Origin of the sequence: Streptomyces sp. NPDC005784, assembly GCF_042871525.1 — a bacterium.
In the GTDB taxonomy this organism is placed as follows: Bacteria; Actinomycetota; Actinomycetes; order Streptomycetales; family Streptomycetaceae; genus Streptomyces.
The window spans coordinates 48,154-70,586 of record NZ_JBIAIQ010000043.1 but is presented as its reverse complement, the minus strand read 5'-3'; the positions used below and the strand labels follow the sequence as shown (position 1 = coordinate 70,586).

Sequence of the window (22,433 nt, the reverse complement as noted above, 5' to 3'; positions counted from 1 at the left end):
GACTCACACCGGCTGGCTGTCCTGAACTTGACGCCCGGTTACACCTTCTCCACCTCCTCTGAGCTGGGACGATGCCCGAGCTGCTGGACGTACGCTTGATCTTTAACTTGGTGTCTCGAATGCTGCGTCGAACTTGACCGCTCGGTCAGGGAAGTGGCGTACAGCAAGACGGCCTTCGTCTGAATATGTGATCCGACCAAGGAACACACATCTTCAGTACGAAGGCCGTGAGGATGAGTCTGGACTGCACCGGGATCTGTGGAAGACCCGCCGGGACTTCAGGCGCGCGACGCCGTGCTCGACCGGTGCCCGGGCCGCAGACTGGGCCCGGTTGACGGTCTTCTCGGTGCAGGGGCCGCCGCCCTGGTAGAACGAGGTCGGCGAGGATGGGGACGCCCTGGCGCTCGCAGATGCGGATGATCCGGTGGGTGCGGGCCGCGGTCAGGTCATGAGCGCGGCCCGGCAGGGCGGGTGAGAGCCACAGCAGCCGACCGCCTGGATCGGTGACCACCTGCACGTTCACCCCGTGCCGGCGGTGCTTGTGGTCGGCCCGTCCGTCGCCGACCCGGTCGTACTCGGCAAGAGTGCCGTCCGGCAGGATCAAGTCCGCCTCGGCCTCGCGTAGGACCTTCAGCAGACCGGGCGGGCGCTCGGCGAGCAGGTCGATGACCCGGCTGGTGTAGGCGTGGGCGGTGGATTCGCTGATCCCGAACCCGGCAGCGATCTTCGCCAGGGTGGGGACCGGTGCCACCATCGCACGCTGAGACGGGCGCAACTTGCAGCGCCGGTCGCCCTCACGGGTGACAACGAGCATGGCCACCCACTCCACCAGCGCATGCGGCAGGTCGAGTGCGGCAGGACAGATGACCAACGAGGCCTGCGAGCAACGTGGTTGAGACGTCAGACATCTCGATCAACGTTCGGGGGCCTCGCTCGTTGCGTGTCATGAACCGTCACCCGATCGCGGCCAGCTCGAAGAAGCTCACTCACGAAGAACTGCGAAATCGCAGGTCAAACCATTCCATTGGTAGCCCCGCCAAACGAAATGTGCTTCGTGAGGTGACGGGATGCCCGCGTGGGCTCAGCGGGGCCGGGCAGTTGTCACCGGGCTGGTGGTGCTCGTGCTGCGGCGGGTTCCCAGGTGGGCGGGGCTCCCAGCACGTGGGCCGCACGCTCCGCGGCGAGGCGGCCGTCCCACTGCAGCGCGACCACCAGCCGCTGATCCATGAGACTCAGTACGGAATCCGCCGATACACGCGCCATGAAAGCAAGTTCCGCCCATTCCGTCGCCGTGCGGAGCCCACCTCGCGGACCTCGCCGCCAGCATGGGTGGCATCCGCTTCGCCTTTTCTGACGCCCGTCAGCGTCGGCGGACCCGCGCCACGGAAGGAGCACCCGATGATCCTCGACCCGCGCATCCGGTTCCCCGGCCTGATCGACCGGTCTGTACCTCCAGGGCCGCCACCGGCGGCTGGAGGGGGCCTGCCGCGGTTCTCGGAGCACCCGGAGTTCGACGGCAGCCTGAGCGGCTCGGGGCTTGATCGATATGACCGAAGATTCGCACTCACACAGGAGTCAAGATGAAGATCTCTCGGCTGGCCACAGCAACCTTTGCAGCCGGTGTCGTTGCCACCATCGCCGCGCCGACCGCGGTGGCCGTAGCCCCGACCGCGTCCGGTCCGGCCGCCGTCGACGCGGCCCCGCACAATATCTACGCTGGCGCGGTTCCGGCATTCGGGATCGCGTCGACGGGAGTAGGCGTACGCGAAGCGACAGCAACGAGCTTCACCAACTGGTACCAGAGCTTCGTGAACCACAAGTACCAGAACTGCCTGGACGACAGCAGCGGCTATGGCCTTCGGATGATCTCGTGCAGCCAGGCGAGCTTCGACAACGGCTACCAGGATTGGATCGTGCTAGTGAACAACGGCTCATTTCAGTTCGCGAACATGGCTACAGACCTGTGCCTCGATGGCAGCAGTACCTATGGCGTACGCGCTTACAAATGTAGCCCCGCGAGCTACGTCAATGGCACTCCCAGCGAGCTGAGCACCGCGTCGTTGTCCAGCGAGCACACCCCGACCATCGGCGCGCGGTGGCCCATCAGGTGCCAGGCCTGGGCGGTCTGCACGAGCAGGTCCAGGGTCGGCACGGTCACGAGGATCCGTCCGCTGCGAAAGCACTCCAGCGCGCATGCGGCGGCCGTGAACGTCTTGCCCGATCCGGTCGCGGACACGATCGTGCCCCGCGCCCCCTCAGGGGGCACAGGTGATCTTGCAGGAAAGCCGACCCCTTTCCGGAAACGCGACTTCTGAGCCACCTGATGTTCTCGGAGCTGGATCAAAAGAGCTCTCCGGGTTCGGGAAGGGCTTGTTCGACTGAGGTGATCCGGTATCCGCCACGCTGGTAGAGGCCGCCCTCTCGTCCGTGGACGATCCATGCTTTCTCGGCCGCGCGGTCAGGTGTTGCCGCCATCAGATGGAGTGTGAGGACCGGTACGTGCGCGGTCGATCCGGCGGCGGCCCGGGCAGTGATCCGGTAGACCCGGTGCCGCGTGATCTCCACTGCCCTGGCCCTCGACCGCTCGGCCTCCGCCACGTCCTTCACAAGACGTTGCAGCCGCTGCTGCTCGTAACGGCAGGAACATCTGCCTCGACATACACAAAGGAATTGACAACCTCACGCGATCACCTACGGTTCACACCATCCGCTACCGCGACATCCTCACCCTCGCCGCATGACCAGCAGCCCGGGAACAAGGACTGCTCGCGGCGTTAGGGTTTCCGGGACAGGCCATACGGCACGCTGCACCCCTGGGGACGAAACAGTATGGGACACGGAGCGCGGAAGCAGCTGGCGGAGCTGCTCGACGACGCGCAGCGGTGCGGGGACTTCAGCACCCGTATCGAGATGCCGGCCCGCGCGCTGCGCATCGAGGTCGACGAGGTGGGGGAACTGCCGCTGCCGCTGCGTGCCCCGGTCACCAAGAAACTGATCGCGCAGGCCCGGCAGGCATCCTTCGGCCGCGGCGAGCAGACCTTGTCCGACACCAGCGTCCGCGACACCTGGGAGATCACCCCGGACCGCATCACGCTCGGCGGCACTGACTGGGACCGCACCCTGGACGGCGTCCTCGACGGTGTCCGCACCGCGCTCGGTCTGCCCCCCACCACCGTCCTACGGGCCGAGCCGCACGCACTGCTCGTCTACGGCAAGGGCCAGTTCTTCCTGCCGCACCAGGACTCCGAGAAGGACGACTCCATGGTGGGCACCCTGGTCGTCTCGCTGCCCTCGCACCACACCGGCGGCGAACTCGTCGTCTCGCACGCCGGCCGCAGCGTCGTCCACCAGGCGTCCCGGGAGAAGCTGACCTTCGCCGCCTTCTACGCGGACTGTCTGCACGAGGTCAGACCCGTCAAGTCCGGCTACCGCGTCACCCTCACCATGAACCTCCTCGCCGAACGCGTCCGCCCGGCCGGCGAGGACGACGGGGGCCCGGTCGCCGACCTGGCCCACTGCCTGACCGAACACTTCACCGAGCCGGCCGAAGAACGCTACGCCTACGGTCGCCAGAAGGCCGCGCCCCCGAACCGCCTCGTGTACCTCCTCGACCACGAGTACACCCAGCGCGGCCTGGGCTGGAACCGCCTCAAGGGAGCCGACGCCACCCGCACCGCCCTGCTCCGCCAGGCCGCCGCAGAGACGGACTGTGAAGCGGTCCTCGCGTTGGCCGAGGTGAAGGAGACCTGGGACGCGCATGCGCCGTACGACCGCTACGACTACTACGGCGAGGTCGAGCACTACGACGACTGCGAGGACCAGGAGTGCGAGGGTGAATGCCTCCTGGACCTCGACGGGGAACCCGGTGCCGAGCGCCGCCGCAGCGGCGACTTCTCCAGCTACCAACTGAACGAGCTGATCGACGACGAGATCACGCTGAGCTGGTGGACCCGCCCGGACGGAACCGGCGGCGAGCAGATCAACCTGCCCGTCGCGTACGCCGAGGTGTGCGCCACCACCGAGAACAAAGACCTGACGCCCTACCAGTCCGAGTACGAGGGCTACATGGGCAACTACGGCAACACCCTCGACCGCTGGTACCGGCGGGCCGCTGTGGTCCTGTGGCCCCGGCAGCGCTCGTTCACGGCCCGCGCCGAGGCCGGCTCCGAGGGCGCACTGCGGGAACTTCAGGGCCACCTGGATGCCGGGGACCTCGACCGGGCGCGCACGCTCGCCCGGTCGCTCGCCCCGTTCTGGAAGCACCACGGTTCGGGCGAGGCAGCCGCGGCGCTCTTCGCCGCCGCCCTGCCCGTCGCGGTGGGACTGCGGGAAGCGGCCACCGCCACGATGCTCCTCGCGCCTTTCGGGGTGGAGACCCTGGGCGAGCGGCACGCCCCGGGTCTCGCGGCAGCGGCCGCGCGGTACGGACGGACGTGGGCCCGCGGGGCCGTCAGCAGCTGGTTCGGCACGGTTGGCGCGTACACCGGGGCCGACCGCGCGGCGTGGCTCGAATCGCTGCCCGGCCTGTGCACCGCGCTGCGGGCCGCCGACGGCGATGGGGACGCCATGGCCTCGCCACTGGCCGAGGGCGCCTGGCAAGCAGTCGAGCAGCAGCTCACCAGCTGGCTCGGCATCGGCCGCGAGACGGAGCGCCGCACAGGCATGGAGCGGCTCGGCGCATCACTGGCCCGCGTCCTGCAGGCGGCAGGGCCCGAGACCGCCGACACCATCGCCGCCACGCTGCGCGGCCTGCCGGACACCGCCCTGGAATGCCTGCTCCCCGCCCTGCGCACCGCGGCCCGCCAGCCGACGACCATACGCGACGGCGCACCCGCCGCCCGCGCTTTCCAGACCCTCGCCGACCACTGCGAGGACAGGCTCGCCGTGGCCCTCACCCGCCCCGTACGTGCGGCCGACGACTGGTCCCTCACCCCGGCCGGGACATGCCGGACTGGCTGCGGACTCTGCCCCGACTTGGACGCCTTCCTCACCTCCCGTACCCGCCACGTCATGGAGTGGCCGCTCGCGAAGGACGGACGCCGCCACCTCCACAGCCGCATCGACCAGGCCGGCCTGCCCGTCTCCCACACCACCCGGCGCCAGGGACGCCCCTACGTTCTGGTCCTGACCAAGACGGACGCCGTCTTCACCCGTGAACAGGCGACCCGCACCCGCGCCGAGACCGACCTGGCGTGGCTGCGGGACAAATGGCCCCGGGCGTGCGGTTGAGAGGTGACACATCCGTACCTCTCCCCGACAGCGAACACGTCGCCGCCGTGTTTGCGACGCCACTGGATCAGCAGCGTGCGCTCGGGCAGGAACCGGCCGGCGGTCTTCGCGACGTACCCTCGCTCGATGATTCCGGCGATGTGTATGGGGATCGCGACGAACCAGCCAGAGCGGGCCGGGTGATCCGCACTCTTGGGACGGTAGACGAATCGGCGGGCGCGATACCGGTTGTCCCCGGCCAGCTGGTTGACGCTGATGCTGGGGCGGCGACGTGCCCAGACGGTGACCGGTACGCCGGTGGCGGGCAGGACCACGGTGTCGCCCTGGACCGCCAGGAGCCAGTGGATACCACGCTCGGCGAGTCCGGTCCGGAAGGCGACATTCGTGCCGTAATCGCTGTCGGCGATGACCAGTGGCGGCGCGTTCCCCCACGCGACGAGCTCATCGAGCAGGTCCAGGGCGATCTGCTGTTTGGTGCGGTGCCTGAGCCCGCTGGGGACACCCGCCCGAGCGCACCGCGCCGGATCCTGCGCCCACCTCTGAGGGAGGAACAGGCGCCAGTGCAGTGGTGTCGACCCGCGCCCGGACACCGCGTGCACCGACACCGCGACCTGGCACAAGTGCTGCTCGCGCTCGCCGCAGTGCTGCACGACCGCTCCCGCGGTGCCATGGCCGTAGCGGACGAAGGGATGGTCATCGATCACCCATGCCGTCGGCCCGACCACAGCGACTGCCCGCGCTGCGATCCGCCGCATCACCTCGGAATAGTCCCAAGTGGACTGGGCTATGAAGTGGCCCAGGTTCTGCCGCGGGATGCCCAACCGCGCCGCCATCGGCTCGACCGACTTGCGCTTGCCGTCGAGCATCAGCCCGCGTAAGTACTGCTGCCCGTAGCCACGTTGGCCCTTGTAGGCCAGGTATTTGAAGATGTCTCCGGTGAACTCCGCGAGGTCCGCATCCAGCGCCTCGACGGCCTGTAAGTCCATGGCACTACCGTGACCCTGCCCACCATGGTCAATCAGCTGCACCGCCGAAGAGGTCGCGAACCATGACCAAGCTCTGTCAAAGCCCTCTGGCAGCGGTGTCCTGGCCGGCGCTGCCATGCCGAACCGGCCGATCTTGACCGCGCCGATCTCCCTGATCTTGCCGCCTGGATCGACGCAGAGCAGCTGGAACGTCGTCTTAAAGCTGTAGTCATCCCAGTTGTCGCGGACCAGGAAGGCCTGCCCCGGCACGGGGGAGACGGGCCGCTCGCGGACAGGCAGGACAGTGAACTGCACAGTTCCTCCGGAGAACACCGCGGCCTACGACCGGGCACATCAGACAGACAACGCAACCGCCCTGCTCGAGCGGCGCTCCCTCCGCTGAAGAGCGCAGGGCCTTGCGTGCTCAAGGGGCCAGGTCCGCGACGGCGCGGGCGGGCTGAAGAGAGCGTCCAAGCGCTCGCGGTTATTGGCCGGGGTGGACGGCCTGGACGCCGGTGCCCGCGTACGCCTTGGGCGTCAAAGTGAGCAGAAACCGCCCAGCCGGATGGGCGGGGGAGGGCCGGGCGGCGTGGATGGCGTGGACGGCGGCCCAGGAGTGCCCGAAGCGCAGCAGTTCGGTGGCGGTGACCGCGGCGTCGGTGTCGAACGCCTCGATCCGGATGAACCGCAGTCCCTTGATGTACCCGAGCAGTCCGGGCCGCTCCGTGTCACCGGCCGTCAGCGACAGCACCGGCGCATACAGATCACCGAGCCCGCCGGAGGCTTGGACGTAGAACGCGGCAACCGCCTCGTTGAACGGGTCCTTCGGGTCGTACAGGGCCCCGGCGGCGGTGTGGTCCAAGACGACCGCGATCGCCGCCACTACGCGGCCGCCCGGGGCCCGTGCTGGGATGCGCCCAGGCGCTCCAGAAGAGCCCGGGCCTTCGCCTCGGCCTCCGGGCTCGGCGCGCTGCCAAGGGCGGAGGCAAGCTCGGCGCGGGCCAGCTCGGCACGCTCGGCATACTCGGCCTGCGTCGGCGTGTTCTGCGCCAGTTCCTCGACCAGGCTGCGGATGGTCGTGCCATGCTCGGCCGCCAACCGCGCCAGCCGGTCCCGTGCCGCCGCGCTCACCTTGATGCTCGTCTCGTCCGCCATGCCCCGACTCTACCGCGTTCCTCTACCAGTAGTAGAGGAACGGTGGGTGTCGGTCCCCTCTCCCCTTTCGAGACCGGGCCGACGCCTCTCGCAAGCGAAGGACGCGCTACGACGGGCTGCCGGGTTGGTACACGGCACGGTCAGTTGGGGCGGCCGTAGTGCTGCACCCCGTCGACCTCGATGACGATGCGCGAGCGGTCCGGCGCCAGGAGCAGGAAGTCCATCCGCTGCCGGTACAGCGCCCCCGACTGCTTGATGCTCCTGCGGGTGTAGGGGTCGTAGTGGAGATAGATCATCGGTGACGTGGTCAGCCCCGAATACATCGCGTCCGACGTCTGGTTCATCAAGGGCGGCTCGAGCTCGCTCACCCCGGGCAACACCCTTCGCCTGGAGTCCCAGTCCGGCGACGGCGGCAGCTCCGAGTGCGGAGGCGACGGTGTCATCGCCGACTTCGACAAGGACGGCTACGGCGACATCGCCGTCGGCACACCCCTCTACTCCACGCACAAGGGCCGCGTCAGCGTCTGGTACGGCTCGTCCGGCGGCCCGTCCCGAAACACCCGCCTCTCCCAGTCGACCAGCGGCGTCGCCGGAACCCCGGAGAACTACGACGAGTTCGGAAATTCCCTCTCGGTAGGCGACGTCAACGGGCGACGGCTACGCGGATCTCGCCGTCGGCGTACGGGGCGAGGAGATCGGCGGCCACAAGTACGCGGGCGCCGTGCACGTCTTCAAGGGGCGGGCAAGCGGCCTGTCCGGTACCGGTTCGCAGTGGTTCGCCGGCAACACCCCTGGCGTGCCGGGTGCGTTGACGGCCGACGACCAGTTCGGTGGCCTCGTACGGCTGCGCGACACGAACGGTGACGGCAAGGCCGACCTGTACGGAAGTGCGCGCGGGGCAGCGCTTCCCCCTCGGACGCCATTCGTACGCTATCCGTACGGGTTATGCATGCTGTTTGTACGGTGGAGGGGTAGGGTGGGGGTCTGGAGGTCTGCATGTCTGAGTTGTTCGATGCGGTGGATGCGCTGGTTGCGTCGCGCTCGCCGTTGCCGCCTGCGGCGGAGCGCAAGCGGCTGCGTACCGCGCACGGCCTGACGCTGGATGAGGTTGCCGCCGCGTTGCAGGTGCGTCGGGCCACGGTGTCGGGCTGGGAGTCGCTGACGAAGCCGACCGAGCCTCGCGGTCCGGAGCGTGAGGCGTACGCGCGGCTGCTGCGGCAGCTCGCGGAGCTCTACCCCGCCCCGCAAGAGCCGACCGCCCCGGAGGCGCCCACCACGGTCGCCGGCACGCCCGCCCCGACGCAGGCGCGCCCTGTGTCCACCAATCCGGCACGCGAGGCTGCGGCCGGAACCGCAACCGAGCACCCCCAGCCCCCTGTTGCCCCCGTCGCCCCGGCCTCGGAGGGCGCGTCGCGTTCGTCGCGGACCGCCGGGCCGTCGTCGACGTCGCGTCGTCCGCCCGCACGGAAGGCGGCCCCGGCCGCGGACACCGACCCGCGGTTCGTGAACGGGCCGCTGGCGGTCGTCGATGTCCAGGACGGTCAGGTGGTGGCGTTCTGCGCCGGCGGCCTGGTCCTGGACGTGCCCGCCAAGTCCCTGCCGTCCCTGGTGGACTGGACACTCAAGGAGGCGAGGCTCGGTCAGCCGAGGCTGTCCGGCCCCGGCAAGGACGGCGATCCGCTGCTCGTGCTCACCGAGGCCGCCCTGGAGCGCTACGGTCTGCCCGTCACCCTCGGCGACGCAGAGCGTCTCGCGGGACGAATCCCGGAAAGCCACAAGGTCGTCAGGCAGCTGGTGCGCGCGGAGTGGCAGCTGACCAAGCGCGGGTTCGGGCCGTGGGCGCGGATCTACCGCCCCGCGCAGGGCTCGGACCGTCAGTGCGTGCAGCTGTGCATTCCGTCCTGGCACGCGCTGGGCACCCGTCACTGGGGCGAGGTGGGGCAGCTCCCGTCGGCCGAACTCGCCCGCGTCCTGCGCGTGTTCGCCTCCCGGGTGTTGACGCCGCGCGGATCGACGGCTGTGACCGGCCTGGAGCTGATGACCGCGCTGCACCCGCCGACCAGGGCCTCCGAGCCGGATGCCGGTGGCAAGCGCCACTCCGAGCACAATCCCGGCTCGCTGGGCAGGGATCCGGTCGACCCGGCGCCGTGCGAGGCCCCCGACGGGCACCCGCTTCTCAAGGACCTGCCGCGCTTCCACGTGCGGGGTCCGGCGGAGAAGCTGTTCGAGGAGGCGTACGACTGGGCGCGGCCGATGACCGACGCCGAATGCATGCAGCGGTATCTGGTCGGCATCGACGTGAACATGGCCTTCGCCGCCGGCGCCAACGGCCTGACCGTCGGCCTGGGTGCGCCGACGCACGTCGAGGCGCCGGTGTTCGATGCGAAGCTGCCCGGATCGTGGCTGGTCGACCTCAGCCATGTGGACCTGTCGAGGGTGAAGGCCGGCAAGGAAAAGTGGGCAGAGCTGGACGCGAGTCTGCTGCCCAGCCCGTTCACCCCGAAGGGCGACCGGCCCGAGGGCCCGGCCTGGTACGCGACGCCGACCGTCGCGTACGCGGCGGAGCTCGGCTACGACGTCACGCCGGTCGAGGCCTATCTGCGGTACGACAACGGCCGTTACCTGGACGGCTGGTACAACCGGCTGCGCGATGCCTACCTCGCCACGATGGCCGACCTCGGCATCGACGCCGACCTCTCCCCGTCCGACTTCCTTGCGGCGATGGACGGCTACAAGCAGCGGGATCCGGAGCTGGCGATCGTCGTCTCGGCCATCAAGGCGACGGTGAAGGGCGGCCTGGGCAAGCTGCGCGAGCGCCCGCGCGGGGAGGGCTGGCGGCCGGGCGAGCCGTGGCGGGCGCTGTCGCGTCCCACCTGGCGGCCGGACATCCGTGCGGCGGTCATCTCCCGCACCCGGATCAACCTGCACCGCAAGATCGTCAAGCATGCGGTGTTCACCGGCCAGTACCCGGTGGCGGTCCTGTCCGACTGCGTCGTCTACGCCGCGAACGGACCGAGCCCGCTGGACTTCCTGCCCTACCGGGACGGCAAGCCGCTGCTCGGAGGCTTCAAGCTCGGCATCAACCCCGGCCTGGTCAAGCACGAGGGCACCCAGTCCGTGCTGTGGGGCGAGGAGGTCCGCGAACGGTTCAACGCGCCGGAGCTCAACCTCGCCCGGTACATCAAGGACGGCACCGTCACCGACGTGGACAACGGCGAGTAGGGGAGTGGGCAGGCGATGAGCGTGTTCGGGGACGGTCTGGACGCCGCGGTGCAGAAGGCGTTCACCCGGCCGGCGCCCAAGACCGCACCCGCGCAGATGCGCTACCTGGTCAAGCAGTACAAGGGCACGAAGGCGGTCGCTCAGATGCTGCGGATCTCCCAGCGCACCGTCGAACGGTATGTGAAGGACCAGATCAAAAAGCCCCGCCCGGACCTCGCCGCACGCCTGGAACGTGAGGTGAAAGCCCGCTGGCAGCCGCAGATCCGGGCCAAGGCCCGCAAGAAGGCGGCGACCACCGGCGGCATCGTCATCGACACCCGCGCCCGCCTCGGCTACACCGCCCCGATCGGATCGACGGACCAGGACCGCATCCGCCACCTGACCGTCGCCCTCCCGCCGTAGTACGCCGCCCGCCTCTTCGACGCCCAGGAGGCCGGCGCCAGCGAACGCGAGCTGAAGGAGATCGCCGCTGAAGCGCTCAAGGAGGTCTACTTCCAAGACGGCGGCCGCCGCGCCGGAAGCCTGGAAGAAGTCCGGTTCACGGACGTCGAGCATCTCGAGTTCGATCTGTAGCCGTGTCCCGAACAGTCTGCGAGCCCTGGGTTTATTCGCGAGGGATGCCGTCAGTTGTTCACGGCTTTGGGAGGCACCCAGATCCATGGTCGAGTGATGTTCACGAGTGTTGAAGTCACTGCGGGCCTTGCCACGGAGCATCGAGGTGCTCCTAGTGATAGGCCTTCCTGAACAGGCAGATTCACGGGCGACGGCCCACCCGCTCGGCGGTCTGCTGGTCGCTGTCGGGCGCACTCACCCGCCTACGTTCGTCGCGTACCAGCGTCCGCATGATCCCCGCCCCCGTCAGCACGGCCAGGACGTGCAGCGCCACGGCGACCGCGAGGTTCTCCGGGTAGCCGACGTCGCTCGGGTGCGCCAGCGCCACGTACACCGTGGCCGGCAGCCTCCAGCCGCTCCACGCGCACATCGAGCCCGATCCCAGCCACGCCAACGCAAGCAGGAGCGGATACGGCAACCGGGTCGACCGGCGCCGGTCGAGAGCCAGTACGGCGGCGGATGCGACGAGAGCCCAGCACGCGCTGACCCCGACCAGCACATGCCAACTGGCCTGCCGCTCATCGCGGTGCGCGATGCCCAGGGGGCCACCGGCCGCCCAGTAGAGCCAGGCCAGGCCGGTCACAGCCCCGGTCACGGCGGGCCACACCGCTCCTGAGGAGGTGCGGGTGCGGGGCTGCTCCGGCCGGCGCAGCGCATGGGGCCAACGCCGCCACAGATAGGCGGGAAGCGCGATGGCCAGCGCGATCCCGGTTCCGACGAAGCTGCACTGGAGCAGCACCGCTTCCCAGCCCGGCATCGCCGCGTCACCCCCCGAGGTCCCTGAGCCTTTCGCGCTGCTCGTCCCGGAGTCCACAAGCGCGCTGACGACCACGAACGGCAGGATCGACACCAAGAACCCCGACCCGACCCAGGCGAAGAATCCCACCAGCCAGCCGGGGATCCGCATCCCCCACGGCCGCACCAGCGCCAGCCCCAGCATGATCCCGGCCGCAGCCATCCCGATCGTGACGGTGTTGAGCACCAGCCACCCGCTCAGGCTGAACCCCCGCCCGACCGGCAGCAGCCCCAGTAACGAACCGACCACCCACGACACCTTGATCACCAGATACGGCACGAGGGCCGCCGCAGCCCCGTACGCCGCCACACGCCCGATCCGGTCCCAACGCTCCATCATGTCCCCCTCCGCTGGAGATCCCATCCTCCGGCGCCCGCACCCCCTCCGCATCAGCCCCCAGGCTCATCCCGCTCACCCGCTGGTCTGACTCGCCCCTTCGCCCTGATAGACCCCCCACATACGCAGCACGGACTGCAGGAGGTACGGGCGCAGCGTGGAAGCGCGGGACTGGGCTGCCGCCGCGGCCTGTTATGCCCTTGCCGGCGAGGTGTGCGAGCTCCTTGCCAGAGGGCTGTTCGCCGTGCACGTCTTGGTAGTCCCTCCATGCGAGGTAGTACCGGTCGACCACAGTGAGACCACTGTCGCTTCTCGCCTCTGACTCCTGCTGCTCATCGACGTCCGCGTTCACGCGCGTGCTGCGCGTTTCCTTGGCAGGGTGCGCTCTCACGTCTGTGGGTGGTGCCGAGGCGCGGACGTGATCCAAGCCGTCTTCGGGATGGGTGGGGTCGGCCGATTGTTCGTCGACGGCTGACTTTCCATCGTCGAAGTTGTCGGGCTGCGCGTTTGCCGCGGCCTGTACGTCCTGTGCGGCGGGGAGTTCACCCGCTGCGGTGATAGCGCTGTCATGCTTGAAGACGTAATGAGGCAGGGCGACCGCGCTCGGGAGCCTGTCGTCCGTGAACTCGTCGATGCCGGCTGCGGCGAGTCCGGCGGGGGCGGTCTCGGCGAGGGGGACGCCGTAGCGGGCCAGGCGCAGGGGCATAAGGGATTCGACGGGGGCCTTGCGGCGCCAGGCGCGGCCGAAGCGGGAGTGCAGGCGGGCCTGGTAGACGAGGCGGTCCTGTTCCAGCTTGATGACCTGCTCGTAGGAGCGCAGCTCCCACAGCTTCATCCGGCGCCACAGCAGGAAGGTGGGGATCGGGGAGAGCAGCCAGCGGGTGAGGCGCATGCCCTCCATGTGCTTGTCGGCCGTGATGTCGGCGATCCGGCCGACCGCGTGCCGGGCGGCCTCGACCGAGACCACGAACAGCACCGGGATGACGGCGTGCATGCCCACGCCCAGCGGGTCCGGCCAGGCCGCGGCGCCGTTGAAGGCGATCGTCGCCACCGTCAGCAGTCACGCCGTCTGGCGCAGCATCGGGAACGGGATGCGGATCCAGGTCAGCAGCAGGTCAAGGGCCAGCAGCACGCCGATACCCGCGTCGATGCCGATCGGGAAGACGTACGAGAAGTTCCCGAACCCCTTCTCCAGCGCCAGCTCACGGACCGCCGCGTACGAACCGGCGAAGCCGATTCCGGCGATGACGAGCGCACCGGCGACGACCACGCCGATCAGGAGTCTGTGCGGGCGGCCGAGCCCGGCAGGGAAGGCCGTGCCCGTGCCCTGCCGGTCTTTTCCGGCGGTCGCGGTCATGAGGCCGGTGTAGGTTCCGCGACTTCGTTGGCACTGGGTCCTGCGGAAACGCGGGAATCCGGGTGTGGTGAGCAGCGACGGTGTTGGTGGATGGTGAGCAATTGGTGGCTTCTCCTCGGTCGAGTCGGTGACAGCGAGTGAGGTATCCATCGTCTTGATGATCACCGGTTTCGTTGACCGGGGTTCGTCGGCTATGTGGTGAGGCGGGTGTCCTGCCCGTCCGGGGCTGGGTGGGTGGCCTGCCAGGCGTCCCAGACTTCTGCGCGGAGTCTGCCGCGCGGTGGTACGTCCATGCCCTGTTCGCGGGCCCAGGCCCGTACCTCGGCCACGTTCGGCGCCGGAGTCGCGGACCGGAGCCGACGGGTGGCGCGGACAAGCGCGCGGGGCGGCGTGGGCGGCAGGTTCTCTGGAGTGGTGGGGGTGAAGCCGCGGCGTTCGAGGGTGCGACGGCGTTTGTGGTGCATGCGCTCCAGGAGGGGGACGTCGGCGTCGAGGTAGTCGTGGGCCTCGACGTGGGATTTCCTGGCTTCGGTGTTGCGCATGATGCGGCCGACCTGCTGGATGACGCGTCCCTTGAACGAGATGGGGCTGGTCAGGAAGAGCGTGTCGAGACGCGGTGCGTCGAAGCCCTCGCCGGCGAGTTTGTCGATCGCCAGGAGCACCAGCGGCTCATTGTGCTCCTCGGACAGGGCAGAACGGACCTGGGTGCGTTCGGTCGGCGGCATGCCGCCGTGCAGGATCAGGGGGGTGATGCCGTGTGGTTGGAGGGCTTCGGCGAGCTGGTGGAGGTGTTCGACGCGGTTGGTCAGGGCCAGACTGCACCGGCCGCGCCTGGCGGCGTCGGCGATGTCTGCCGCGATCAGATGGTTGCGGCCTGGGGTAAGGGCGAGTTCGTTGTAGATGGCTTGGATGGATGCGCCGTCGGTGCCCGGCTCATCGGTCGTGAAGCTCGTGGGGTGCACGACGAGGTGTTTGGGGAAGGTGCTGGTGTCTTCGATCTCGTGGCGGATCGGCCCGCACTGCATGGTGATCACTGGGTCCATCTGGTCGGCGCGGTAGGGGGTTGCCGACAGGCCGACCCACAGCGGCGCCTTCGCTCTGCGGATCGAGGCTTCGGCGCCGGGCGCCCCCACGGCGTGGCACTCGTCCACGATGATCAGTCCGTAGCCGTCGAGTAGGTCGTCGGGGGCGTCGCGGTGGGACAGTGTCTGGAGCATGATCAGGTCGACGATGTGGCTGCGGCGGTCTTTGCCGCCGCCGAGCGAGCCGACCTGCCTGTCGCCCAAGTCCAGAAAGGCGGTCAGCCGCTCCTTCCACTGGGCCAGCAGCTCTGCCCGGTTCACGATCACTGCGGTCGGGGTGTGGTGGTGGGCGATCAGGGCGCAGGCCATGACGGTCTTGCCGGAGCCGGGCGGTGCGACCAGGGTGCCCGCCGGGTGCTCCGTCATTGCCTTCACGGCCGCCTGCTGGGTGGCGGTCAGCTTGCCGGTGAAGTGAGCGGTGATTGGTGGGGGTTCCGGTAGGTCGCTGGTGATGGTGAGAGTTCCGCCGGCGGTGGCAATGAGGTGGGTGGCCTCGTCTGCCAAGCCACGGGGCAGCTTGAGCCAGTCTGGATCGGATGCGTTGAAGCAGCAGATGAGGCGCGGGGTGTTGAAGGTGGAGAAGCGCTGGTTCTGCTTGCGGTAGAACTCCGGGTTGTGGAACGACGCCGCGTGTTTGAGCGCGGCCAGCAGTTGCGGCGGCAGCCCGGTCGTGGAGATCGCCAGCATCGCCGAGAGCTGGGCCTGAACGTGCGCGGGCGCCTTGCCGAGGGCCTTGCGGCGGGGCTTGGGTCCCAGTTCCGGGGCGGTTGGGGATGGGCCGGCCTTGACGGGGCCGAGATTGCCGACGAGCGACTCGACGTCGGCCGGAGACAGTCGTTCGGTGTGCGAGAGGTGGGCGAATTGGTCCGGGTACGGTTGCCAGGTGTCGGGGTCCACGAAGACGGTGGTGCCTTTGGCCCGACAGGCACCGTGCAGCGGCAGCGCGATCAGGTTGCCGAACCGGAAGCTGCCCTTCGCCTTGGTCGGCAGGAAGTCCTGCGCGGGGAAGAGCCGGTCGTAGCTGGACAGTTCCATACGCCCGCGGGCGTCGATCGCCCTGCGCAGCAGAGCCATGCCCAGTGCGCGGGCGGTGGCAGCGGCGACCGGGTCGGTGAAGAACGTCCAGGCGTGCGCCCCTTTTCCGGAGCGGGAGATCTCGAGCAGGGCGGGGACGCCCGCCTCGTGGCAGGCTGCGATGTAGGCGGTGGCGTCGGCGCGCCAGTCGCTGCCGTCCTTGCCGTCGAAGTCGCACGCCAACAGGCGGCAGGTGTCGTCGGCCAGCAGCGGATACAGCCCGATGTGCAGCTCGCTGCGCCCCTGCCGGGTCGGGTCAAGATGGTGGTAGACGGCCTCATCGGTCAGCGGCCAGAACACCCGGTCCTCGTCGGCCTTGCTCTTGTCGAACGGGTTGTCTTCGGCCGGGCTCCAGCCGGTCCGGCCGGACTTGGCGCTTACCCATCGCTTGGCGTAAACGTCCTCGCGGCCTGCGAACAGGGCCCTGAACAGGACGATCTTCGCCTCGGCGCTGGAGGAGGCATCCGCATACGGCAGCCCACCGGCCCTGGCTGGTGGCGGCGCCGGGACGGGCTCGGAGACAGGCGGCATGCCGGCAGGTACGGTCTGGATGTCTCGGCCAAGGAGGCTGCACAGCCGGGCGTTGTCAGCTCTCAGCCGGGCGATCTCCTCGTGTAGCTCTGCGTTCTCCTCCAGCGCCACGTCGAGACGGATACGCAACTCGTCGGGATCGAAGCAGTCGGACCAGTCCTCCACGCTCCCATGATCCAGACTGCGCGTGCGTCACGCAGCAAAAGCAGTCAGGTTTCCCTCTCCCGGCGTCTCTGTTCCAGGGCTTCCTGGCATTTGGGACGGGTCTTGTCAGCGATGTGGAGGATCTCGGTGGCCTCGCGGAGGAAGTCGTATCCGCGTGGGGTGGGGGTGAGGCGGCTGGCGGAGCGGTCGATGATCTGGAATCCGGCAACCTTTTCGATCTTTGTGATGCGCTGTCTGAGAGCGCCGTCGCGTCCGTCGTAGATGGCCCGCGCCGCGGCGGCGAGGCTGGGATGGCCTGGAACTTGGACGATGGTTTGCAGCCGGTCGAGTGCCGTGGGGGATGCGGTCACGGCCTGCATGGCTGGGGACGGGGTCCAGGGCAGGTCGAGGTGGCCGATGGCGTTGTAGCGGCGTTCGGTGCTGCGGATCGGGAGGTCCCATCCTCTGGCCAGGGTGGTCAGGTGGTAGTGGCTGACGCGGCGTTCGCGGGCGAGTTCGGCCATGTTGCGCCGCTTTTCGACGTACTCGCGGTGGAGCCATGCGCGGGTGATGTCGGGACGCGGGGCAGGCGGTCGGGCCGCGGGCGGAGTGGGATGTCGTCGTGGATCAGCAGCGCGCGGACGGTATCGGGGTTGCAGGACGCCATCTGTGCGATGTGCGCGAGTTCCAGTTGTTGGTTTTCGTAAAAGTCACGGAGCTGTTCCGGAGCAAGAACGCCTTGGCGGACCTCGGCAGCCACGGGCGTGAGCTGGTTTGAGAGGTTGCCGATTGCGGCACTGGGGGCGGTCGTGCTGACGTCCGTGAGGTCGCAGTAGAGGCGGATGTGCTCGGCGCTCAGGCCGAGGGCGTCGCCGGCTTCGTGGACGGAGGTGACCGTGCTCAGAAGGTCACGGCCCCTGCCCGGGCTTTTGCCGCAGCGCGCGGCCGATGGCCTGGACGATGTCGTGCGGTGCGCCTATACCGGTGCCGCGTCCACCACCAGCAGGCGGTGGAAGTCCGACCGGCCGCCGGTGCGGTGCTCGGCAAGCAGGCGCAGGGCAAGAGGGAAGTCGTTCTGCTCGAAGGCGGCGACGATCCCCTCGTGCTCGCCGAGGATCGCCTCCGCCCGGACGGCGTCCCCTGCCGCGGCTGCCCGCCGGTAGGCCAGCGCCCGGTGCGGCTCCAGGGCCTCCCACAGCTGCCGTATGAAGCGCAGCATCCATTCGTTGTCGCAGCGGTCGAGCAGCGCGAAGTGGAAATTCCGGTTGGCGGAAATCGTGCCCGGCACATCGACTCCGGCGACGGCGGCTCGCTGGGCCTCAAGAGCGGTGCGCATCGCGGCAATGTCCTCGGGCCGCATGCGGGCCGCCGCGTTCGCCTCGGCCTCGCCCTCCAGGAGTTCCCTGATCCGGAAGATGCCGTCCACGCTCTGTGGGCTCAACTCGGTGACGGTGTAGCCGCGTTGCGGGACGTAGGTGACGATCCCCTCCCCGGCCAGCGTCTTGAGGGCCTCGCGGACCGGGATGACGCTCAGCCCCAGTTCCTCGGCCGCAGCGCTCTGGCGGATCGGGGCGCCGGGGGGCAGGTCACCGCGGACGATCGCGTCGCGGAGTTCCGCTAGGGCCACAGCCTCGGCGGTACGGGGAAGAGAGGTTCGCTTCAGTGCCACCCGCCCATGCTACCCACCGACCCGCTGAAAACTAGATATTATAAATTGTAATATGAGAGCGTCGCGGGAGTCCGGACCACTCCTTCCGCCCGAGCCGAGTCCCACGACATTGGAGGTGAGCGCGGTGTCCGCACCGACGCCAACGACCGCCCGACAGCCCACCAACCCTGAGGGCCCCACGGGGCAGCTGGCCACCTGGCTGACCACCACCTCGCTGGAACAGATCCCTGCCAACGTGCGGGAGCGGGCCGCACACCTGGTGCTCGACGGCCTGGCCTGCGCACTGATCGGCGCCCAGCTGCCCTGGTCGCGCACCGCTGTAGAAGCGGTCCTGAACCTGGAGGGCTCCGGCAACGTCCCGGTGATCGGCTGGGGGCGCACCACCAGCGGCCCGGCAGCCGCCGTGCTGAACGGCACGTTCATTCAGGGCTTCGAGCTCGACGACTACTACCCGGCCGCGCCGTTGCACAGCACTTCCCTGGTCCTGCCGGCACTGTTGTCCACTGCATCGCAGCTGCCGTCGGTCACGGGCGCGGAGTTCCTGAGGGCGTCGGTCCTGGGTTTCGAGACGGGCACCCGGGTGGGCCTGGCCCTGCACGGTTCGCAAATGCTGTCCCGTGGCTGGCATTCGGGTTCGGTCTTCGGCACGCATGCGGCCGCCGCCGCATCCGGCGTCCTGCGCGGCCTGGATGCCGCCGCATTCGAGGACGCGCTCGGCCTGGCCGCCACACAGTCCGCGGGCCTGATGGCCGCGCAGTACGAGGCCATGTCCAAGCGGATGCATCACGGTCTGGCCTCCCGCAACGGCTTCTACGCCGCCGGGCTCGCCCAGGCCGGCTACACCGGCATCAAGAGGGTCTTCGAGCGCCCCTACGGCGGCTTCCTCTCCACCTTCGGTGAAGGCCACGACCCCGACGCCACCCAGATCACCAAGGGCCTGGGCCAGGTATGGAACACCGAGCAGATCACGGTGAAGATCCACGCGGCCATGGGCGGGCTCCATCCCGCCATCGACGCCGCCATCGCGATGGCCGACGGCCGCACGCTGAGCGCCGACGACATCGGCTCCATCCTCATCGAGGTCCCTGACGCGATCTACCACCACGGGTGGTGGACCCCCGAGCGCCCCCTGACCACCATCGGCGCCCAGATGAACATCGCTTACGCCGCCGCCGTGGCCCTCTTGGACTGCCACGTGCGGCCGGAGCAGTTCACGCCCGCCCGGATCGACGCCGAAGACGTCTGGCAATTGATCGGCCGCACCGAGGTCAAGCAGGTCGACGAGCCGCAGGACCCCGCCTGGACCCAGCGCGGTTACAACACCCGCCTCACGATCACGCTGCGCGGGGGCGAGGTCCTCACCCAGGCCCTCAACCAGCCCCACGGCGGCCCGGACGACCCGCTCACCAACACGGAAATCCGTGAGAAGTACCGGGCGCTGACCACCACAGTCATCGATGCCGACCGGGCCGCAGAGCTCGAACGCATCGTCCTGGACCTCGAAGAACAACCCGATCTCGACCGTCTGGTGGAACTGCTGGCCGCACCCGCCCGCAGCGTCCTCGACTGACCCGCCACGAACCGCGAGGAATCCCCATGTCACCGTCTCAACAAGCACGGCGGGCGGCCGGCTGCGCGCGCTGCTCGCCCAGGACAGTCTGATCACCGCCCCGGGCGTGTTCGACGGCCTCTCCGCCCACCTCGTGGCGCGCACCGGTTTCAGCGCCGCCTACCTGAGCGGCGCGGGCGTGTCCGTCGCCGGGTTCGGCCTGCCCGACATCGGGCTGCTCACCCAGAGCGAGATGACCGGGCGGGCCCGCATCGTGGTCACCGCACTCGACGGCATCCCGCTCATCGCCGATGCCGACACCGGCTACGGCGCACCGATGAACGTGGCGCGCACCGTACGCGAGTACGAGAAGGCCGGAGTCGCCGCCCTCCACCTGGAGGACCAGGCATTTCCCAAGAAGTGCGGCCACCTGCCCGACAAAGAGCTCGTCACCCCCGGGGAGTTCACCGACAAGCTGGACGCCGCGCTCCAGGCACGCACCGATGACGACCTGGTGATCATCGCGCGGACCGACGCCCGCGGACCGCTGGGCATCAACGAGGCGATCGACCGCGCCGGCCGCTACGCAACCGCAGGCGCCGACGTCCTCTTCGTCGAAGCCCCTCAGAACATCGGGGAAATCGAGAAGATCGCCGCCGAGGTGGACGCCCCGCTGCTGATCAACATGGTGCAGGACGGCCTCACCCCCGACACCGCGCCCGACCGGCTCGCCGAGCTCGGCTACCGCATCGCTATCCACCCCGGCGCGCTGCTCGCCCCCTACGTCCTGCACGGGCTGGAGGCCCTGGGCCGCCTCGGCGGCACCATGCCCCAGGCCACGCCCGGCCCGCAGGGTCTGTTCGAGCTCGTCGGGCTGCGCGAGTGGTCCGCAATCGGCGAGCGCTACCACGACAACGCGAAGGACGGTGCCTGATGGGCATGACGATGATGGAGAAGATCCTCGCCCGCAAAGCGGGCGTGGAGAAGGTCAGCGCCGGTGACACGGTGGTCTGCGACGTCGACATGACCGTCATGATCGACCTGCAGTTCGCCACCAGCTGGGTCCAGCCCCTGAAGATCAACGACCCGGACAAGGTCGCGGTGATCATGGACCACGCCGTGCCCGCACCCCACGTGCACGACGCGATCGGCGGCGCCCACGCCCGCGCGTTCGCCCGCGACTTCCACATAGAGAAGTTCTACGACGTCGGCCGGCACGGCATCTGCCACCAGGTCATCGCCGAGAACGGCCTGGCCCGCCCCGGTGAGATCCTCGCCTGCACCGACTCCCACACCTGCGCGGGCGGCGCTTACAACACCGCCGCCCGCGGCCTGGGGCCGGCGGAGGTGTACTCGATCCTGTGCACCGGCAAGACCTGGTTCCAGGCCGCGCCCACCATCCGCTACGAGTTCACCGGCACCAAGCCGGACGCTGTCTCGGGCAAGGACATCTTCCTGTACATCGCCGGCACCTACGGTGACGCCACCAACCACAACCTCGAGTACGGCGGAGCGGGCCTCGCCTCGATCCCCATGAACGACCGGCGCACCATCGCCACCCAGGGCGCCGAGATCTCCGCCGACTTCTCCACCTTCCCCATCGACGACCTCGCCCGCGACTTTCTCGCCGCCCACGGCGCCGCCCACGGCTCCTACACAGCAGCCGATCCGGACCCGGACGCCATCTACGCCGCCGTACGCACCGTCGACCTCTCGTCGCTGGAGCCCTACGTCGCCCGCCCCGGCACCGTCAGCCACAACTCGCTGCCGATATCCGCGATCGAGAAGCGTCCGGTCAACCAGTGCTTCATCGGGTCCTGCGCCAACGGACAACTCGAAGACCTCAAGATCGCCGCCGACATCGTGCGGGGCCGCAAAGTCGCGCCGCGAGTACGACTACTGATCACCCCGGCCTCTCAGGAGGTCTATAAGGACGCCATGCGCGCCGGCTACCTCCAGGACCTCGCCGACGCCGGTGCAGTGGTCACCAACTCCACCTGCGGAGCCTGCTTCGGCTACCACATGGGACTCCTCGCCCCCGGCGAGGTCTGCCTGACCTCCTCCACCCGCAACTTCACCGGCCGCATGGGCAGCCCCGACGCCGAGATCTACATGGCCTCCCCAGCCACCGTCGCCGCCTCCGCCCTCACCGGCCACGTCACCGACCCGCGAGGAGAACTCAGCTGATGGACACCCTCATCACCGGACACGTCTGGGTCGTCGGCGACTCCGTCACCACCGACGCCATGTACCCCGCCTTCGCTATGAAACTGCCCGTACCCGAAGCCGCTCGCCACATCTTCTACGAGCTGCGGCCCGGCTGGACCGACCAGGTCAAGGCAGGCGACATCGTGGTGGCGGGCCGCAACTTCGGCCTCGGCTCATCGCGCCCCGTCGCCGCACTGTTTCGCGAACTGGGTATCGCCGCACTGATCGCGGAGGAGTTCAACTCCCTCTTCCTGCGCAACTGCATCAACCACGGCCTGCCCGCACTCACCGTCCCCGGCGCCACCAAGGCATTCACCGACGGCGACACCGCACGCCTCGACTTCGCCGAAGGCTGGGCCGAGAACACCACGTCCGGAACCCGCCTGGACGGAGGCGCACTGCCGCCCCTGGTCCTCGACATCCTGGCCAACGGCGGCATCCTGCCCAAACTCGCCCGCGAAGGCTACCTACCCGCCCCGGCGGCCGCACGCGGCCACTGAGCTG

The 22,433-nt window shown here is 69.1% G+C and carries 16 protein-coding genes and 6 pseudogenes; 10 read left to right on the top strand and 12 right to left on the bottom strand.

The features are described 5' to 3' along the window. Positions 1-213: 213 nt before the first annotated feature. The 3 genes and pseudogenes from ACFYR3_RS39020 to ACFYR3_RS39010 all read right to left on the bottom strand — a co-directional run. A pseudogene (locus ACFYR3_RS39020) lies at positions 214-871 on the bottom strand (transposase family protein). A 230-nt stretch (positions 872-1,101) separates the two neighbouring features. Beyond that, a complete protein-coding gene (locus tag ACFYR3_RS39015) occupies positions 1,102-1,263 on the bottom strand; it encodes a hypothetical protein (RefSeq protein ID WP_389286798.1) in 162 nt (53 codons plus the stop codon). Positions 1,264-2,023: 760 nt separating this feature from the next. After that, a pseudogene (locus tag ACFYR3_RS39010) lies at positions 2,024-2,344 on the bottom strand (DEAD/DEAH box helicase family protein); the annotation flags it as partial. Positions 2,345-2,829: 485 nt separating this feature from the next. On the opposite strand from ACFYR3_RS39010, the gene ACFYR3_RS39005 reads away from it, so the two are divergent. After that, positions 2,830-5,229, top strand: a complete 2,400-nt coding sequence (locus ACFYR3_RS39005; RefSeq protein ID WP_389286796.1) for a 2OG-Fe(II) oxygenase — start codon at positions 2,830-2,832, stop codon at positions 5,227-5,229. Here the strand turns inward: ACFYR3_RS39005 and ACFYR3_RS39000 are convergent. The 4 genes from ACFYR3_RS39000 to ACFYR3_RS38985 form a co-directional block, all read right to left on the bottom strand. Next, positions 5,112-6,509, bottom strand: coding sequence for an IS701 family transposase (locus ACFYR3_RS39000; protein ID WP_389286794.1), 1,398 nt, complete (start codon positions 6,507-6,509; stop codon positions 5,112-5,114). The genes ACFYR3_RS39005 and ACFYR3_RS39000 overlap by 118 nt on opposite strands. 169 nt (positions 6,510-6,678) lie before the next feature. Further along, positions 6,679-7,077 carry a hypothetical protein gene (locus ACFYR3_RS38995; RefSeq protein WP_389286793.1) on the bottom strand — a complete coding sequence of 133 codons (399 nt, stop codon included), beginning with the start codon at positions 7,075-7,077 and terminating at the stop codon, positions 6,679-6,681. Further along, on the bottom strand, positions 7,077-7,349 hold the full coding sequence (locus tag ACFYR3_RS38990; RefSeq protein WP_389286791.1) for a hypothetical protein: 273 nt from the start codon (positions 7,347-7,349) through the stop codon (positions 7,077-7,079). Before ACFYR3_RS38990 ends, ACFYR3_RS38995 begins: the two co-directional genes overlap by 1 nt. A gap of 140 nt (positions 7,350-7,489) precedes the next feature. Continuing rightward, positions 7,490-7,717: a hypothetical protein gene (locus ACFYR3_RS38985; protein ID WP_389286808.1), complete on the bottom strand. Its 228-nt coding sequence runs from the start codon at positions 7,715-7,717 to the stop codon at positions 7,490-7,492. Here ACFYR3_RS38985 and ACFYR3_RS38980 point away from each other — a divergent pair. The 4 genes and pseudogenes from ACFYR3_RS38980 to tpg all read left to right on the top strand — a co-directional run. Beyond that, positions 7,653-7,835 (top strand): annotated as a pseudogene (locus tag ACFYR3_RS38980) (hypothetical protein); the annotation flags it as partial. The gene ACFYR3_RS38985 and the pseudogene ACFYR3_RS38980 sit on opposite strands and share 65 nt — an antisense overlap. Positions 7,836-8,034: 199 nt before the next feature. Further along, positions 8,035-8,445, top strand: a pseudogene (locus tag ACFYR3_RS38975) (hypothetical protein); the annotation flags it as partial. Beyond that, positions 8,346-10,571 carry a telomere-associated protein Tap gene (tap, locus tag ACFYR3_RS38970; RefSeq protein ID WP_389286789.1) on the top strand — a complete coding sequence of 742 codons (2,226 nt, stop codon included), beginning with the start codon at positions 8,346-8,348 and terminating at the stop codon, positions 10,569-10,571. The pseudogene ACFYR3_RS38975 and the gene tap, both read left to right, overlap by 100 nt. Before the next feature lie 15 nt (positions 10,572-10,586). Continuing rightward, positions 10,587-11,144 (top strand): annotated as a pseudogene (gene tpg, locus ACFYR3_RS38965) (telomere-protecting terminal protein Tpg). 181 nt (positions 11,145-11,325) lie between these two features. Here tpg and ACFYR3_RS38960 read toward each other — a convergent pair. The 4 genes and pseudogenes from ACFYR3_RS38960 to ACFYR3_RS38945 form a co-directional block, all read right to left on the bottom strand. After that, positions 11,326-12,318, bottom strand: a complete 993-nt coding sequence (locus tag ACFYR3_RS38960; RefSeq protein ID WP_389286787.1) for a hypothetical protein — start codon at positions 12,316-12,318, stop codon at positions 11,326-11,328. 624 nt (positions 12,319-12,942) lie between these two features. Next, positions 12,943-13,672 (bottom strand): annotated as a pseudogene (locus tag ACFYR3_RS38955) (DUF2637 domain-containing protein); the annotation flags it as partial. A 191-nt stretch (positions 13,673-13,863) separates the two neighbouring features. Next, positions 13,864-16,524: a DEAD/DEAH box helicase family protein gene (locus tag ACFYR3_RS38950; protein WP_389286785.1), complete on the bottom strand. Its 2,661-nt coding sequence runs from the start codon at positions 16,522-16,524 to the stop codon at positions 13,864-13,866. Positions 16,525-16,568: 44 nt separating this feature from the next. Then, a complete protein-coding gene (locus tag ACFYR3_RS38945) occupies positions 16,569-17,027 on the bottom strand; it encodes a hypothetical protein (protein WP_389286783.1) in 459 nt (152 codons plus the stop codon). A 98-nt stretch (positions 17,028-17,125) separates the two neighbouring features. On the opposite strand from ACFYR3_RS38945, the gene ACFYR3_RS38940 reads away from it, so the two are divergent. Then, the gene (locus tag ACFYR3_RS38940) at positions 17,126-17,281 is read left to right on the top strand and encodes a hypothetical protein (RefSeq protein ID WP_389286781.1); all 156 of its coding nucleotides are present in this window, start codon (positions 17,126-17,128) and stop codon (positions 17,279-17,281) included. A gap of 198 nt (positions 17,282-17,479) precedes the next feature. Here the strand turns inward: ACFYR3_RS38940 and ACFYR3_RS38935 are convergent, their stop codons facing one another. Next, positions 17,480-18,172 carry a GntR family transcriptional regulator gene (locus tag ACFYR3_RS38935; RefSeq protein WP_389286779.1) on the bottom strand — a complete coding sequence of 231 codons (693 nt, stop codon included), beginning with the start codon at positions 18,170-18,172 and terminating at the stop codon, positions 17,480-17,482. Between the two features lie 124 nt (positions 18,173-18,296). On the opposite strand from ACFYR3_RS38935, the gene ACFYR3_RS38930 reads away from it, so the two are divergent. Genes ACFYR3_RS38930 through ACFYR3_RS38915 form a run of 4 tightly spaced genes read left to right on the top strand, consistent with a single transcriptional unit; the run spans position 18,297 to position 22,429 of the window. Then, the gene (locus ACFYR3_RS38930; protein WP_389286777.1) at positions 18,297-19,742 is read left to right on the top strand and encodes an MmgE/PrpD family protein; all 1,446 of its coding nucleotides are present in this window, start codon (positions 18,297-18,299) and stop codon (positions 19,740-19,742) included. Next, entirely contained in the window at positions 19,630-20,655 is a 1,026-nt protein-coding gene (locus ACFYR3_RS38925) for an oxaloacetate decarboxylase (RefSeq protein ID WP_389286775.1), read from the top strand. Before ACFYR3_RS38930 ends, ACFYR3_RS38925 begins: the two co-directional genes overlap by 113 nt. Next, positions 20,655-21,908 (top strand): aconitase/3-isopropylmalate dehydratase large subunit family protein, encoded by a 1,254-nt coding sequence (locus ACFYR3_RS38920; protein ID WP_389286773.1) that lies wholly within the window; start codon positions 20,655-20,657, stop codon positions 21,906-21,908. Before ACFYR3_RS38925 ends, ACFYR3_RS38920 begins: the two co-directional genes overlap by 1 nt. After that, positions 21,908-22,429, top strand: coding sequence for a 3-isopropylmalate dehydratase (locus ACFYR3_RS38915; RefSeq protein WP_389286771.1), 522 nt, complete (start codon positions 21,908-21,910; stop codon positions 22,427-22,429). Before ACFYR3_RS38920 ends, ACFYR3_RS38915 begins: the two co-directional genes overlap by 1 nt. The last annotated feature ends 4 nt before the right edge of the window (positions 22,430-22,433 follow it).

Bases quoted from the DNA above. Each gene is read 5' to 3' on its own strand.
- ACFYR3_RS38925 (WP_389286775.1), top strand. From the start codon at position 19,630: ATGCCGACCGGGCCGCAGAGCTCGAACGCATCGTCCTGGACCTCGAAG.
- ACFYR3_RS39015 (WP_389286798.1), bottom strand. From the start codon at position 1,263: ATGGCGCGTGTATCGGCGGATTCCGTACTGAGTCTCATGGATCAGCGG.
- ACFYR3_RS38945 (WP_389286783.1), bottom strand. From the start codon at position 17,027: ATGGCCGAACTCGCCCGCGAACGCCGCGTCAGCCACTACCACCTGACC.
- ACFYR3_RS38915 (WP_389286771.1), top strand. From the start codon at position 21,908: ATGGACACCCTCATCACCGGACACGTCTGGGTCGTCGGCGACTCCGTC.
- ACFYR3_RS38990 (WP_389286791.1), bottom strand. From the start codon at position 7,349: ATGGCGGACGAGACGAGCATCAAGGTGAGCGCGGCGGCACGGGACCGG.
- ACFYR3_RS38960 (WP_389286787.1), bottom strand. From the start codon at position 12,318: ATGATGGAGCGTTGGGACCGGATCGGGCGTGTGGCGGCGTACGGGGCT.
- tap (WP_389286789.1), top strand. From the start codon at position 8,346: ATGTCTGAGTTGTTCGATGCGGTGGATGCGCTGGTTGCGTCGCGCTCG.
- ACFYR3_RS38920 (WP_389286773.1), top strand. From the start codon at position 20,655: ATGGGCATGACGATGATGGAGAAGATCCTCGCCCGCAAAGCGGGCGTG.
- ACFYR3_RS39005 (WP_389286796.1), top strand. From the start codon at position 2,830: ATGGGACACGGAGCGCGGAAGCAGCTGGCGGAGCTGCTCGACGACGCG.